Consider the following 13,374-nt stretch of genomic DNA (forward strand, 5'->3'; position numbering starts at 1 on the left):
GCGAGGAGCATGCCATGAGAGGTGCGGACAAGGTGATCTGTCAGGCAGCCGCCGTGCTGCTGCTGTTTTCGGTCGCGAGCTCGCCGGCCCAGGCGCAGTTCCTCGGCAGCGCTGCCGGCGGCGAGGATATGATGACCCAGATGGCGCCGATGCTGGAGATGATGAAGGCGAAGATGGGCAAGCGCCGCTTTGCCATGATGATGCAGACCATGGGCCCGATGATGAGCCGCATGATGGAGAACGGCGGCGGCGGGTTAGGTGGCCTGATGGGTGGCGGCGGGCTCAGTGTGCCCAATTACGGCGGCTACGCGCCCGCGGGCGGCGGCGACATCATGGGCATGCTCGGTGGCTCCGGCGGCGGCGACATAATGGCGATGATCCCGCAGATCATGCGGCTCGCCAATGTCGCCGGCGGCGGGCATCGCCGCCACAAGCATCGCTAGTCCGCAACCAGCACTGGCTGGACGGCCGGCTTCGTTTCGCGCGGCCCCCAGCGGGTCAGCACCACGCTGGACGATGAGAGCAGGCCGAGCACGACCATCGAGCTCGCGGCGAGCCAGAAGAAGTTCTGCGCCGTCGCCTCGTGTGTCGACAGCCACCAGCCGCAGGTCGCGATGTAGATCAGCCGTGCAGTCTGCGCCAGCACCGGGCCAATGACCTTGGCCGCACCTTGCGACGAGAAGTACATCGTCGAGGCAAGGCCGATGAACGCGTAGAACGGCGCCACGGTCGACAGATATTGATGACTGGTCGCGCGCACCGTGGGGCTGTCGGTGAAGATGTCGACCCAGAGATCGGGGAACAGGGCGACGAGGCAGGCCGGCGCACCGACGGCAACGAAGGCACTCGCGCCCGCGATCCAGGCGATGCGCCGCGCGCGGCCGATACGGCCGGCGCCGACCGCCATGCCGATCATCGGCACGGAGGCGATTCCGAACGAGAATGCGATCGAGGTCAGCAGGAATTCGAGCCGTGCGCCGATGCCGTAACCGGCGAGGATCGCGGTGCCGAACTTCGCCAGCATGTGGGTGAAGATCGAGATCGTCAGCACCGATTGCAGCGGCGAGAAGCAGGCGATGGCGCCGACCTTCAGGATGTCGAAGAACATCGACCACTGGATGCGCAACCCACGCAGCTTCGGCACGACGCGGGCGCGGCCGGAAAACAGATACCAGCCCATCACGCAGATGTTCATGGAGTAGGCGATCAGCGCGCCCGCCGCGACCCCGCGCATGCCGAGTTGCGGGAAGGGCCCGAGCCCGAGGCCCAGCGAGCCGCCGAGCACGATCTGCCAGACCGCGGAGTTGAGGATCAGGAGCGACGGCAGCTTCATGTTGCCGGTGCCGCGCAGCACGCCGGCCATGGTGTTGAGCAGCCACGGCAGCACGGCGCCGCCGAAGAAAACCTGCGTGTAGGCGATCGCGTGCGCCAGCACATTGCCGCGGCCACCGAGCATCGTGAGCACCTGCGGCCCGAAGAGCAGCATGGAGAGCATGAACACGAGGCCGAAACTGATGCCGATCAACAGCGCATGCGCGGCGAGCGTCCCGGCCCGTTCACGATCGCCGGCGCCGAGCGCACGTGCGATGGCGGAGGCGACAGCACCGCCCATTGCACCGCCCGACATGGTCATGGTCAGGATCACGGTCGGAAACACCAGCGCCATCGCAGCCAGTGCCTCCACACCAAGACGTCCGATATAGGAGGTCTCCGCGATCACCACGCAGGTGCCGGCGGACAAAGCGACTACGTTCGGCCAGGCAAGAGAGAGCAGCGTGCGCAGGATCGGCCCGTCGGTCAGCGCACTCCGCGCGGGGCGCGGTGGCCGCGGCAGCGGACGTTCCTGCACATCGACCGGGATCTCGGCGATCTCAGTCATTTCCTCTCCCGGGTACAGGCGCCATTCGCGGCGCGGCAATGCATGGGTGCGCCAATCAATTTGCTCGCGCGAGAGGCGCGATACGTCACTGTTAGCACGCTGGCTGCCGATTCCTCCTGCGTCAGGTGCAGGCGTGCCCTGCGGCAGCGCATTTCAAGTGGTGGAATTAGCTGATCGTCCAGATCAGCGGCGGCCTGTCATCTACGGCCGGGCGCAGGTGGACCCCGATATGCCGGCCGCATCCGGCAGCCAGCCCCTCGAACAGCCCCTCCAGCACCTTGGCGCAAGCGCGATGATGGTCGGCGACGTCGTCCATCAACTTCCAGCTCTGCTGGCGGATTTCGAAGCTGGCTTCGGATTGCCTGGTCTCGGCCGCGTCGTCCTGCGCGGCGAACAGCGCGTTGAGGAAGGATGCGAACTCGCTCGCGCCACCTCTTGTCATCGACAGGGCGGCCGCAACCTCTTCGAAATATTGCATGCCGATCAGCTTGCCGGTGAGGTGCAGGAGATAGCCGGCATCTTCCGGCCCGAACAGCTGCACCATCACCGGTGCCGCCGTACGCACATATTCCATGGCATAGTTGCGATGGGCCTTTTCCAGCCGCGGCTTCGGCCAACTCGCAACCGGCAAAGCCGGCGCGTTCTTCGCATCGAACAACGGCGCTTCGAGATGCCGCGCGAACACCAGGCGCTGGTCGAGCTCGAGTGGATGGTCGTATTGATGATAATAGCCCTCCAACCCGTCCTGCCCGTCGACGCTCTGCTTGGTGCAGACGAAGCCCAGCCTGAGATCGCCGAGCGCGACGCCGTTGTTGGCGTGCCAGCCCCTCAGCATGGCGCGCGAGACCTCGCCCGGCACGCCGCAGATCGCGGTGCCCTTCCAGATCCAACGCGGTGGAGGATAGCGGATCCAGGCCTTGGTGTCGCTCTCATACATGTATTCGACATGCACGCCGCCGATCCAGTTCGAGAGATAGTGATATTGCGCGGCAGCGACTGCCGGCGGCAGATGCTCGATGCCGAGCTTCCTGAGCCCCGGCAGGAAGCGCTCCAGCTGCTGGCGGCGAAATACGCGAAAGACGAATTCGGCGGCATCCGCCGTACCGCGCCGCGTCACCACGGTGAGGATGAGGCCGGTGAAGTAGGCGTGGTAGAGATCGGCGATGGCGCGCCAGCATTTCCATTGCGCTGCTTGCGCGGCGTCTGCGGTGGCGGTCATGTTCACTCCCGATCGTCGTTTTGATCGAGTGTGTCACTGCGACTGGTAGCAGGCAACATGATGCGCGTGCAGGGCGCCCTGCACGGCGGCCCGTCAATTCCGCATCACGAAGCTTGCGAGGCCCTAATTGTGCGCAGCTTTGGCCGCCCGCTCGCGTTCGACGCGCTCGGTGACATCACGTGCCATCGCGACCGATCCCTGGACGGCGCCACCGGCATCACGCACCAACGCAAAAGTCATTTCGATGTAGAGCTTGCGTCCGCTCTTATGCAGCGCGCGGGTCAGCGTCGGCCTGCCCGCAAGCTTCATCGCACCGCCGGCGAGCGCGGCCTCGAAGCCCTTCCAATGCGCGGCGCGCAGATGCTCGGGGATGATCAGATCGAGATTCTGACCCAGTGCCTCGTCGGCCGAGAAGCCGAACAGCGCCGTGGATGCGCGATTCCAGCGCGTGATCGTGCCGGAGCGATCCGAATAGATGAGCGCGTCGGCAACGTCGTCGAGGATGTTCGCGTCGAGTCGATCGATCATTTCGCCACCTCGCAGCCCGGATTTCGCTTCGCGCCATCCGGGCTACAGGATCGGGCTACACCCGGAAATGCTTCGAAAGTTTGAGGCCCTGCGCCTGGTAGTTGGAACCGATGCGCTGGCCGTACATCGCGTCCGGGCGCGCCAGCATCTTCTCGTAGACGAGACGGCCGACGATCTGGCCGTGCTCGAGGATGAACGGCACCTCGCGCGAGCGCACCTCGAGCACGGCGCGTGCGCCTTGCCCGCCGGCGCCGGCATAGCCGAAGCCCGGATCGAAGAATCCGGCATAGTGCACGCGGAATTCGCCGACCAGGGGGTCGAACGGCACCATCTCCGCGGCGTAATCGGGCGGGACCTGCACGGCTTCCTTCGAGGCGAGGATGTAGAACTCGCCGGGATCGAGGATCAGGCTGCCGTCGGGACGGGCCGAGATCGGCTCCCAGAAATCTTCCACTGCATAGCCGGAGCGACGATCGACGTCGACGACGCCGGTGTGGCGCTTGGCACGGTAGCCGACGAAGCCACTGCCGTTCTCGCCGGAGAGATCGACCGAGACGGCAACGCCGCCGGTGAGATCGGCATCGTCGATGTCGACGAGACGCTCGGTGGCGTGCAAGCCATCGAGTTCGTCGGCGTTGAGGATGGCGTCACCGGTGCGGAAGCGCACCTGCGACAGGCGCGAACCCTCACGCACCAGGACCGGAAACGTCTTCGGGCTGATCTCGGCATAGAGCGGGCCGTGATAGCCGGCGCCGATCATGTCGAAACGGCGGGTGCCGTCGGCGATCACGCGGGTGAAGACATCGAGCCGCCCGGTCGAGCTTTTCGGATTGGCGGCCGCAACGATCTCCGGCGGCAGCGCGAGGCTTTCCAGCAGCGGCACGATGTAGACGCAGTTGGTCTCGAGCACCGCGCCGTCAGCGAGGCTGAATTCATGCAGCTTCAGCTGGTCGATGCGCTCCGCGACGGTGGCGCCGGGGCCGGGCAGGAAGCTCGCACGCACGCGGTAGGCGATGTCGCCGAGACGCAGATCGAGGCTCGCCGGCTGGATCTGGCTTTCGACGAAATCATATGCGGGCAGGATGAGGCCCGCTTCCGCCATCGCCGCGATCATGCGGTCGGGCAGGATACCATTGGCGTCGGCGGCAACCGTGAACGTCAACCGTGGGTCCTCATCGGGGGTCAAATGCATCCGGACATGCGGGAAATGCCAGCCTTTTACGGCTATCCGATGGACGCCTTGACGAAAAGGGCATTGCGGAATATGAGCATCACTTATCCCGTGGTGATTTGAGCCGGCCGGCTTGCAGCCACGTTAAATAAGTCGCTAAACAGGCCGGGGACCTCTGTGATCCCGGCCCGTGGAGATATCCAGGCCGGTTTTTTTGTGACCGTTTTCGCTCAACGGTCATATCGGAGGGTCCTATGTCGAAGTCGCCTGCCAACTACCGCCCCGAAACCCGCCTGGTCCATTCCGGCACGCTGCGCTCGCAATATGGCGAGACGTCGGAGGCGCTGTTCCTGACCCAGGGCTATGTCTACAGCAGCGCCGAGGAGTGCGAGGCGCGGTTCAAGGGCGAGGACCCCGGCTTCATCTATTCGCGCTATTCCAATCCGACGATTGCGATGTTCGAGCGCCGCATGATCGAGCTCGAAGGCGCCGAAGCCGCGCGCTCGGCGGCAACAGGCATGGCAGCGGTGACGACGGCAATCCTGGCGCCGCTCAAGGCCGGCGATCACGTCGTGGCCTCCCGCGCACTGTTCGGCTCATGCCTCTACGTCATTCAGGATTTATTGCCGCGCTACGGCATCGAGACCACGCTGGTCGACGGCGCCAATCTCGACGAATGGCAGCGCGCGCTCAAGCCCAATACCAAGACGTTCTTCCTGGAGAGCCCGACCAACCCGACACTCGACGTGCTCGACATTCCCTCGATAGCCGAGATCGCGCATAGTGGCGGCGCGCGGCTCGTGGTCGACAACGTGTTCGCGACGCCGATCTGGCAGAGCCCGCTCGCGCTCGGCGCCGACGTCGTCGTCTACTCCGCGACCAAGCACATCGACGGCCAGGGTCGCTGTCTCGGCGGCATCATCCTGGCCTCGGAAGCCTTCATCGCCGAGCACATCCACAATTTCATGCGCCAGACCGGCCCGTCGATCTCGCCGTTCAATGCCTGGGTCCTGCTCAAGGGCCTCGAGACGTTAGGCGTGCGCGTGCGTGCGCAGACCGACACCGCGGCGCGCATCGCCGACGTGCTGGCGAGCCATCCGAAGATCGCGCGGCTGGTCTATCCCGGCCGCGAGGATCATCCGCAGGCGGCGCTGGTGAAGAAGCAGATGCGCGGCGGCTCGACGCTGGTCGGCTTCGAGGTGAAGGGCGGCAAGGCGGCTGCGTTCCGCGTGCTCAACGAGCTGAAGCTCGCAAAGATCTCGAACAATCTCGGCGACGCCAAGAGCCTCGTCACGCATCCGGCGACGACAACGCATCAGCGGCTGAAGCCGGAGGTGCGCGCCGAGCTCGGCATCGGCGAGGGATTCATTCGCTTCTCGGCCGGGCTCGAGCACGCGGATGACCTGGTCGAGGATTTGACGGCGGCGCTGGAGAAGGCGTGAGGGCCGAATGGCGAATGGTGAGTGGCGAATGGATCAATCCCTGTTCGCTACTCGCCATTCCCTACTCGCCTCTACATCGGCCGATACGTCCGCACGTCCGCGGGCACGTTCACCCCTAACTTGATCTGGCCGACCGAGCGGATGATGTCATCGCCCAGCAACTGCGCGAAGCAGGCGTAGCCCCAATCGTTCATATGCAGGCCGTCGGCGATGACGAAGCTCTCGACCGGAAGCGCCTGCTTCTCGTGCCACTCGCGCATCACCTCGAAGCGCGGGAAGATGCCGACGTGACGGAGCTGAGCGACCTTGCCGAGCAGCTTCACCATCTTGCTTGCGCTCTCGGGACGCTCGGTGACGCGCGGTGAATATTGCGGGTCGACCAGCACGACGTCGGCATCGCCGGCGGCCTGGATGCGGGCGACGCCGTCCTCGACCATTTTCGCAGTGTCGCCGGGATCGAGATTGCGCAGCACGGCGTTGGTGCCGACCTGCCAGATCACGAGGTCCGGATGCACATCGATGACTTGCGTCTGGAGGCGCTTCATCATCTCGGGCGCATCCTCGCCGCCCACACCGGCATTGATGACGGTGATGTCGGCAGTCGGATATTGCCGGTGGAGCTGCCCGGCGAGGCGGTTCGGATAATTGTAGTCGGGCGAGCTCGCGCCGTAGCCGGCCGTCGACGACGAGCCGAACGCGACGATCACGACGGGCTTGCCGGCAATGAGCTTGTTGGCGACATGCGGCAGCGAGCCCATGGGATTGGCGCCGCCCTTCGGCGACAAACAGGGCACACGACTAAAGATGTCGCCGGCGGATTTGGCGACCTGCTTCACCTTGTCGATGGCGCGCGACGTGAGCCCGCGCTGCTCGCCTGCGGGCTGGCTGGCCGCAGCGACCGTGGTCTGAGACGGCGATGCGGATGCGGGATTAGCGGCCTGCTGCGGCGCGGACGTCGCCTCGGCCGCTTGCGCGTGAGCAGGCGCCTGCAGCACGGGCGTCAGCATCAGCAGCGCCACCGCCGCGGGCGCGGTCAGCCATGTCGAAAGGGCAAAAGGGCGGAGAGAACTCATTAACGCTAGACCTCAATTTTGCTGCTGGGCCGGCGCCAGATGGGCAGCGTCGATCACAAATTGCGCCAATGCCCGGCCCAGGCAATCATGGACCTGTTTCGCCAGTTCAGGGCCGCGGGAAGGGCTGAACAGGTCGAACTGACCCTGGTCATTCCACTGCCGCATGATCGCGAAACGGTCGAACAGCGGGACATCATGCTCCTGCGCCACCACCCGCATATTGTCGAGATAGGGCGGCGCCGAGATCATGGTTTCGGTACGCGGGCTATATTGCAAATTCATCAAGACGACGTCAGCACCAGCATTTTGCAACGCAGCGACCCCTTCGGTCACGGCGCCACGAAATTCGTCGGGATCGATGGATCGGATAGCATCCACCGTTCCGGTCTGCCAGATGACCAAAGTAGGAGCTTTGGCTTCCATGAGCTTAACGAAGGTACCCGCGGCCTCCTCCGCTGTCTTCTTGCTCTGTATTTCTACGGAGACGTGCACGGTCTCTGCAGGCGCCAGCTTCTCCTTCAAAATGGCCTGCATCCGCGCCGGATAGGAACTGTCCTCCTGGGCCGGAATGGTGGTGGAGCGGCTGCCGATGACGAGGATCTCGAGCGGCTTGCCTGTTTTCACGGTGTCCGCGACCTTGTGGAGCTGACTGTCGGTGGCAAGGAGATAAGGCGGCAGTTCGCAGGCGGCAGGCGCGGCAGGCACAGCATCGCCCGCGCGCGCCGAAGGCGCGGCGAGGCCGCCGCATAGCAGGATCAGGCTTAGGAAAACCCTCGCCTTCATCAGCCCCCTCCCGCCAGATCGGCATTGCCGGCGGCGTTTTTGGTTTTCGCACCGCTCTTGTCAGCCACGCGCTTGTACCACGAAATGACCCAGGCCACCGCCCACATGATCAGGATTCCGGAGAGACTAATCAGCGCATGCATGGCTGGCCCCCCGGCGACCTCGGCCAAGATAAAGTGACCGGCGAAGGCCAGGAAGACGCCGAGGCAGAATATCTCCAGCGAATGCTGGCCGCACAGGATCAGCGGCCGCAACCACGGCGATCTAAGGCCCGGCCACTCCCGCGGCAGGAAGCGTACGGTGAGCGCGGCCAGCGCCAAAAAATGCGTGAAGCGCAATACGTCGAGGTCGGTCTTGTCGATCGGATACATCCACTGCTCGAGGCGCTTCGGCATGAAGTGCGAGAGCTGCGGCACGTACCAGGTCAGCGTCACGTAGAACGCCGCCACGATGTAGGCGATCGAGATCCACATCGTCACGGGTGATGCCAGAATGCGCGACATGCGTCGTGCACCTCCGAGCGCGCACCATGCTCCGAACACGAACAGCAATTGCCAGGCGAGCGGATTGAAGGCCCAGAAGCCGTTCGGATAGGCGGAGAAGAACAGGTCGAATTCCCAGGTCACCGCGTAGAGCACGGCCGAGAGCGCGAGCGTGACGTCGGGCCGCCGCTTCATCGACCACAGGATCAGTGGTAGCGCCAGCATCAAGACGATGTAGAGCGGCAGCACGTCCATGTTGACGGGACGGAAGCGCAGCAGCAGCGCCTGCACGATGGTGATGTCGGGCTGCTTGAGGAAATCCATGATGCCCATCTCTTCGGTATAGAGCGGGTTCTCGAAGCTGGTCGCGACGTAGGAGATTTCGGCGAGGAAGATCGTGAACAGGAATACGTGAGCAACATAGATCTGCCAGACACGCCGCAGAATGCGCGCGGTGGCGACGACGAAACCGTTCTCCAGCATCGCGCGGCCGTAGACGAAGGCGGCGGTGTAGCCGGAGATGAAGATGAAGATCTCGGTCGCGTCGCTGAAGCCGTAGTTGCGGATCGTGAACCAGGTCAGCAGATTCGGCGGAAGATGGTCGATGAAGATGAGCCACAGCGCGAGACCCCGGAACAGGTCAAGCCTGAGCTCGCGCTCGCCGATGGCAGGCAGCGTGATGGCTGGCGCAGTAACGCGCGGCTTGGCCTCCACAGGTTTGGCTCCTGCAGTTCCCGCGATCGTCGATCCCGTCACTTGATCGGCAATGGTCATCGGGGCCAAAAACCCCTTCCGCAAATCGCGACGTATGGGAGTGTACCGGTCCTGTCGCCGCCTCGCAAAGCGGCTGGATCACATCAGGGCCTAATTCCTCGTGAATTCTGGCGGGACGATGTCGCCGGGACCGCCTGCGGCGTTTGGTTCCCGGCGGGGTTTTCGTTATGATGGCAGCCATGTACCGCGCCGTGACCCGCCAGATCGAAGTAACCGTCGAGCCCAATTTCGTGCCGGGGGAGTCCTCGGCCGAGCGCTCCCGCTATTTCTGGTCCTACACCATCGTCATCACGAACACCGGCAATGAGACGGTGCAACTGCGCACGCGGCACTGGATCATCACTGACGCCACCGGGCGCCAGCAGGAGGTCCGGGGCGAGGGAGTGATCGGTGAGCAGCCGACGCTAGCCCCCGGCGAGCGCTTCGAATACACCTCCGGCGTCCCGCTCACGACCGCCTCCGGCTTCATGACCGGCCGCTACCAGATGGTCAGCGCAAGCGGCGAACGTTTCGAGATCGACGTGCCGACGTTCTCGCTGGACAGCCCTGACAACAAGCGGGTGTTGAATTAGCCTCCGGGCGCAGGCTCCGTCGGGTGGATTGGCCGAAGGCGCAATCCACGCTGTCCATTTCCACAGAAACAAAAGAGCTGGATTACGCTTCGCTGATCCACCTACGGGGCCGACACCTACGCGTCTTCCACGCCCGCTTCATCAGGCGTGAACTCGTACACCGACGAGCAGAACTCGCAGGTCACGACGACCTTGTCGTCCTTGACCATGGCGGAGCGGTCGTCCGCGGAAAAGCTCTTCAGCATCGACGCAACCGCGTCGCGCGAGCAGGAGCATTGCGCTTTCAGGACCATTGGCTTGAACACGCGCACGCCGCGCTCGTGGAAAAGGCGGTAGAGCAGCCGCTCGCCCGACAGATCGGGGTCGATCAGCTCGACGTCCTCGACCGTCTCGATCAGCGAGCGGGCTTCGACCCAGGCATCGTCTTCGGCAACGCTATGCACCTCAAGGCCCTCGGGCGCATCGCCAGGATGCAAATCCGCCTGCCGCGCGCGCTCCGGTGCCTTCGGCAGGAATTGCATCAGCAATCCGCCGGCGCGCCAGCGATGCTTGCCGCCGTCGCTCGAGCGCCACTCCTCGCCGACCGCGAGACGCACGCGCGTCGGGATCTGCTCGGAGCGCAGGAAATATTCGTGTGCGGCATCTTCCAGGCTGCCGCCGTCGAGCGCGACCAGACCCTGGTAGCGGCTCATGTCGGGCCCCTGGTCAATAGTCATGGCGAGGTGGCCGCGGCCCAGCAGCGTCCCGGAATCCTTGGCATTGCCGAGGCGCTCGGCATCGAAGCGCGCATAGGCGCGCAGACGATCGGGCGCCTGATAGTCGACCACGAGGAAAGACACCGGGCCGTCGGTTTGGGCCTGAAGGATGAAGCGGCCTTCGAATTTGAGCGCCGAGCCGAGCAGGGTCGTCAGCACGATGGCCTCGCCGAGCAGCTTGCCTACGGGTGCCGGATAATCGTGCTTGGTCAGGATCTCGTCGAGCGCGGGACCAAGCCGCACCAGGCGGCCGCGCACATCGAGCGCGTCGACCTCGTAGGGCAGCACGGCGTCATCGATCGGAACCGCTGATGGCGCGCGAACCGGGCCTTCGGGCCCGGTTTTCATGTCAGGAGATTGGGAAACCATGGCGCTCTATCTGGGGTCGGTCTATGCGAAATGAAAGAGGCACGCCCGCATTCCGGCGCCCCTCGGAACGACGGCCTGCGTAGCCCGGAGTGACCACCGGGCCCATGAGAAGGATCACTTCACCGCGTCAAAGCACCAGGCCAAAATGCCCTTCTGCGCATGCAGGCGGTTTTCGGCCTCGTCGAACACAACCGATTGCGGGCCGTCGATCACCTCGTCGGTGACCTCCTCGCCGCGATGGGCCGGCAGGCAGTGCATGAACAGCGCGTCGGGCTTGGCCAGCGACATCAGCTTGGAATTGACCTGGTAGGGCTTGAGCACGTTGTGGCGGTGCTCGCCTTCCTTGTCGCCCATCGACACCCAGGTGTCGGTGACGACACAATCGGCGCCCTTGACCGCGGCCTCGGGATCGGTGCCGAGCACGATCGGCGCACCCGTGGTCTTGATGAAGTCGCGCATCGCCTTTTTCGGCGCGAGCTCGGGCGGCGTCGCGACATTGAGCTGGAACTTGAAGCGCTCGGCGGCGTGGGCCCAGGACGCCAGCACATTGTTGTCGTCGCCGGTCCAGGCCACTGTACGACCTTCGATCGGGCCGCGATGCTCCTCATAGGTCATGAGGTCGGCCATCACCTGGCACGGGTGCGAGCGCCGCGTCAGGCCGTTGATGACGGGCACGGTCGCGTTCGCCGCGAGTTCCAGCAGGGCCTCGTGATTGAGGATGCGGATCATGATGGCGTCGACATAGCGCGACAGCACGCGCGCGGTGTCGGCAATGGTCTCGCCGCGGCCGAGTTGCATCTCGGCACCGGTCAGCATGATGGGTTCGCCGCCGAGCTGGCGCATGGCGACATCGAATGAGACGCGGGTGCGGGTCGAGGGGCGCTCGAAGATCATCGCCAGCGTCTTGCCTTCGAGCGGCTTGACCGGCTGGTGCGCCTTCTGCTTCGCCTTCATGGCGGAAGAAGCCGCGAGCATGCTCTTGAGCTCGGACAGCGGCAGCTCGTTGATATCGAGGAAGTGCTTGGGACTCTTGCTCATCAGCTTGCCGCTCGCTTGTTACCCGACAGCGCCGTGCAGGCGCGTTCGAGCCTGGCGACGCTGTCCTCGATCTCGGCTTCGGTGACGATCAGCGGCGGCAGGAAGCGTACGACATTGTCGCCGGCGCCGACGGTGAGCAGTTTTTCGTTGCGCAAGGCCGCAACCAGATCGCCTGAGGGCACCACGGCCTTGATGCCGATCAAGAGCCCCTCGCCGCGGACTTCGCTGAGGATATCGGGGTGACGGTCGATCACGGAAGCGAGTTTCTGCTTCAGGAGCAGCGACATCTTCTGCACGTGGTCGAAGAAGCCGGGCTTGAGCATGACGTCGAGCACGGCGTTTGCAGCTGCGATCGCCAGCGGATTGCCGCCGAAGGTCGAGCCGTGCGAGCCGGGTCCCATGCCGGAGGCTGCATCCCCCGTTGCCAGCACCGCGCCGATCGGGAAGCCACCGCCGAGCGCCTTGGCGAGCGACATCACGTCAGGCGTGACGCCGGTGCGCCGATGGGCAAACAGGTCGCCGGTGCGGCCCATGCCGGTCTGCACTTCGTCGAAGGCGAGCAGCAAGCCCTTCTCGTCGCAGAGCTGACGCAGCGCGTTGAGGAAAGACGGTGTCGCAGAGCGCACGCCGCCCTCACCCTGGATCGGCTCGATCAGGATGCCGGCGGTGTGTGGCCCGATCGCCTTCTTCACGGCCTCGATGTCGCCATGCGGCACCTGGTCGAAACCGTCCATCGGCGGCCCGAAGCCTTCGAGATATTTTGCCGATCCGGTCGCGGCCAGCGTCGCCAGCGTGCGGCCATGGAAAGCGCCTTCGAAGGTGACGATGCGATAGCGCTCGGGATGGCCCTTGGAGAAGTGATGATGGCGGACCAGCTTGATCACGCCCTCCAGCGCCTCGGCGCCGGAATTACAGAAGAACACGAAGTCGGCAAAACTCTCGTTGCACAGACGCGCGGCGAGCTTCTCGCCATCCGGGCTCTGGAACAGGTTCGACATGTGCCAGAGCTTGGTGGCCTGCTCCTGCAGCGCCTTGACCAGCGCGGGATGGGCATGTCCGAGCGCATTCACGGCGACGCCCGAGGTGAAATCGAGATACCGATCGCCATTGGTTGCGATCAACCAAACGCCTTCACCGCGCTCAAAACCGAGATCGGCCCTGGCGAAAACGGGGAGCAAATGCGGCGCTGCGCTGTTAGTCATGACGGCCACTTGAATGTTGCGGACGGTGTGGGCGTGCATTGCGCAACGCACCATTGACCAGCCTGAAAACGAAACGTGCCGCCTTTT

At 64.5% G+C, this 13,374-nt stretch carries 13 protein-coding genes and 1 riboswitch; of the genes, 3 read left to right on the plus strand and 10 right to left on the minus strand.

Features of this window, described 5'->3' with window-relative positions:
• Window positions 1–14: 14 nt before the first annotated feature.
• Window positions 15–443 carry a hypothetical protein gene (locus ACVIIW_RS06975; RefSeq protein WP_456700071.1) on the plus strand — a complete coding sequence of 143 codons (429 nt, stop codon included), beginning with the start codon at window positions 15–17 and terminating at the stop codon, window positions 441–443.
• Here ACVIIW_RS06975 and ACVIIW_RS06980 read toward each other — a convergent pair.
• The 4 genes from ACVIIW_RS06980 to ACVIIW_RS06995 all read right to left on the minus strand — a co-directional run bounded on the left by ACVIIW_RS06980 (window position 440) and on the right by ACVIIW_RS06995 (window position 4,818).
• Window positions 440–1,879, minus strand: coding sequence for an MATE family efflux transporter (locus ACVIIW_RS06980; protein ID WP_456700072.1), 1,440 nt, complete (start codon window positions 1,877–1,879; stop codon window positions 440–442). The two genes, ACVIIW_RS06975 and ACVIIW_RS06980, sit on opposite strands and share 4 nt — an antisense overlap.
• 166 nt (window positions 1,880–2,045) lie before the next feature.
• Window positions 2,046–3,098: a hypothetical protein gene (locus ACVIIW_RS06985; RefSeq protein ID WP_456700073.1), complete on the minus strand. Its 1,053-nt coding sequence runs from the start codon at window positions 3,096–3,098 to the stop codon at window positions 2,046–2,048.
• 123 nt (window positions 3,099–3,221) lie between these two features.
• Entirely contained in the window at window positions 3,222–3,626 is a 405-nt protein-coding gene (locus ACVIIW_RS06990) for a PAS domain S-box protein (RefSeq protein ID WP_456700074.1), read from the minus strand.
• A gap of 55 nt (window positions 3,627–3,681) precedes the next feature.
• Window positions 3,682–4,818: a 2'-deoxycytidine 5'-triphosphate deaminase gene (locus ACVIIW_RS06995; protein WP_456700075.1), complete on the minus strand. Its 1,137-nt coding sequence runs from the start codon at window positions 4,816–4,818 to the stop codon at window positions 3,682–3,684.
• A gap of 80 nt (window positions 4,819–4,898) precedes the next feature.
• A riboswitch (SAM riboswitch) is annotated at window positions 4,899–4,978 on the plus strand.
• 73 nt (window positions 4,979–5,051) lie between these two features.
• Here ACVIIW_RS06995 and ACVIIW_RS07000 point away from each other — a divergent pair.
• Window positions 5,052–6,239: an O-succinylhomoserine sulfhydrylase gene (locus ACVIIW_RS07000; protein ID WP_456700076.1), complete on the plus strand. Its 1,188-nt coding sequence runs from the start codon at window positions 5,052–5,054 to the stop codon at window positions 6,237–6,239.
• Between the two features lie 71 nt (window positions 6,240–6,310).
• On the opposite strand, the gene ACVIIW_RS07005 is transcribed toward ACVIIW_RS07000, so the two are convergent.
• Genes ACVIIW_RS07005 through ACVIIW_RS07015 form a run of 3 tightly spaced genes read right to left on the minus strand, consistent with a single transcriptional unit; the run spans window position 6,311 to window position 9,351 of the window.
• The gene (locus ACVIIW_RS07005; protein WP_456700077.1) at window positions 6,311–7,312 is read right to left on the minus strand and encodes an SGNH/GDSL hydrolase family protein; all 1,002 of its coding nucleotides are present in this window, start codon (window positions 7,310–7,312) and stop codon (window positions 6,311–6,313) included.
• A 12-nt stretch (window positions 7,313–7,324) separates the two neighbouring features.
• Window positions 7,325–8,095, minus strand: a complete 771-nt coding sequence (locus ACVIIW_RS07010; RefSeq protein WP_456700078.1) for an SGNH/GDSL hydrolase family protein — start codon at window positions 8,093–8,095, stop codon at window positions 7,325–7,327.
• Complete coding sequence (locus ACVIIW_RS07015; protein WP_456700079.1) at window positions 8,095–9,351, minus strand: OpgC domain-containing protein; 1,257 nt, start codon at window positions 9,349–9,351, stop codon at window positions 8,095–8,097. The genes ACVIIW_RS07010 and ACVIIW_RS07015 overlap by 1 nt, the downstream gene beginning before the upstream one ends.
• 179 nt (window positions 9,352–9,530) lie before the next feature.
• On the opposite strand from ACVIIW_RS07015, the gene apaG reads away from it, so the two are divergent.
• Entirely contained in the window at window positions 9,531–9,923 is a 393-nt protein-coding gene (gene apaG / locus ACVIIW_RS07020; protein ID WP_456700080.1) for a Co2+/Mg2+ efflux protein ApaG, read from the plus strand.
• A gap of 116 nt (window positions 9,924–10,039) precedes the next feature.
• Here apaG and ACVIIW_RS07025 read toward each other — a convergent pair whose 3' ends face one another.
• From ACVIIW_RS07025 to ACVIIW_RS07035, 3 genes are all read right to left on the minus strand, one after another.
• Window positions 10,040–11,047 (minus strand): Hsp33 family molecular chaperone, encoded by a 1,008-nt coding sequence (locus ACVIIW_RS07025; RefSeq protein WP_456700081.1) that lies wholly within the window; start codon window positions 11,045–11,047, stop codon window positions 10,040–10,042.
• Window positions 11,048–11,161: 114 nt separating this feature from the next.
• The gene (gene argF, locus ACVIIW_RS07030) at window positions 11,162–12,085 is read right to left on the minus strand and encodes an ornithine carbamoyltransferase (RefSeq protein WP_456700082.1); all 924 of its coding nucleotides are present in this window, start codon (window positions 12,083–12,085) and stop codon (window positions 11,162–11,164) included.
• Window positions 12,085–13,287: an acetylornithine transaminase gene (locus ACVIIW_RS07035; RefSeq protein WP_456700083.1), complete on the minus strand. Its 1,203-nt coding sequence runs from the start codon at window positions 13,285–13,287 to the stop codon at window positions 12,085–12,087. Before ACVIIW_RS07035 ends, argF begins: the two co-directional genes overlap by 1 nt.
• Window positions 13,288–13,374 lie beyond the last annotated feature (87 nt).

Source organism: Bradyrhizobium sp. USDA 4449 (assembly GCF_054056275.1).

Coding starts and splice junctions, on each gene's coding strand:
- ACVIIW_RS06975 (WP_456700071.1), top strand. CDS start 15: ATGAGAGGTGCGGACAAGGTGATCTGTCAGGCAGCCGCCGTGCTGCTG.
- ACVIIW_RS06980 (WP_456700072.1), bottom strand. CDS start 1,879: ATGACTGAGATCGCCGAGATCCCGGTCGATGTGCAGGAACGTCCGCTG.
- ACVIIW_RS06985 (WP_456700073.1), bottom strand. CDS start 3,098: ATGACCGCCACCGCAGACGCCGCGCAAGCAGCGCAATGGAAATGCTGG.
- ACVIIW_RS06990 (WP_456700074.1), bottom strand. CDS start 3,626: ATGATCGATCGACTCGACGCGAACATCCTCGACGACGTTGCCGACGCG.
- ACVIIW_RS06995 (WP_456700075.1), bottom strand. CDS start 4,818: ATGCATTTGACCCCCGATGAGGACCCACGGTTGACGTTCACGGTTGCC.
- ACVIIW_RS07000 (WP_456700076.1), top strand. CDS start 5,052: ATGTCGAAGTCGCCTGCCAACTACCGCCCCGAAACCCGCCTGGTCCAT.
- ACVIIW_RS07005 (WP_456700077.1), bottom strand. CDS start 7,312: ATGAGTTCTCTCCGCCCTTTTGCCCTTTCGACATGGCTGACCGCGCCC.
- ACVIIW_RS07010 (WP_456700078.1), bottom strand. CDS start 8,095: ATGAAGGCGAGGGTTTTCCTAAGCCTGATCCTGCTATGCGGCGGCCTC.
- ACVIIW_RS07015 (WP_456700079.1), bottom strand. CDS start 9,351: ATGACCATTGCCGATCAAGTGACGGGATCGACGATCGCGGGAACTGCA.
- apaG (WP_456700080.1), top strand. CDS start 9,531: ATGTACCGCGCCGTGACCCGCCAGATCGAAGTAACCGTCGAGCCCAAT.
- ACVIIW_RS07025 (WP_456700081.1), bottom strand. CDS start 11,047: ATGGTTTCCCAATCTCCTGACATGAAAACCGGGCCCGAAGGCCCGGTT.
- argF (WP_456700082.1), bottom strand. CDS start 12,085: ATGAGCAAGAGTCCCAAGCACTTCCTCGATATCAACGAGCTGCCGCTG.
- ACVIIW_RS07035 (WP_456700083.1), bottom strand. CDS start 13,287: ATGACTAACAGCGCAGCGCCGCATTTGCTCCCCGTTTTCGCCAGGGCC.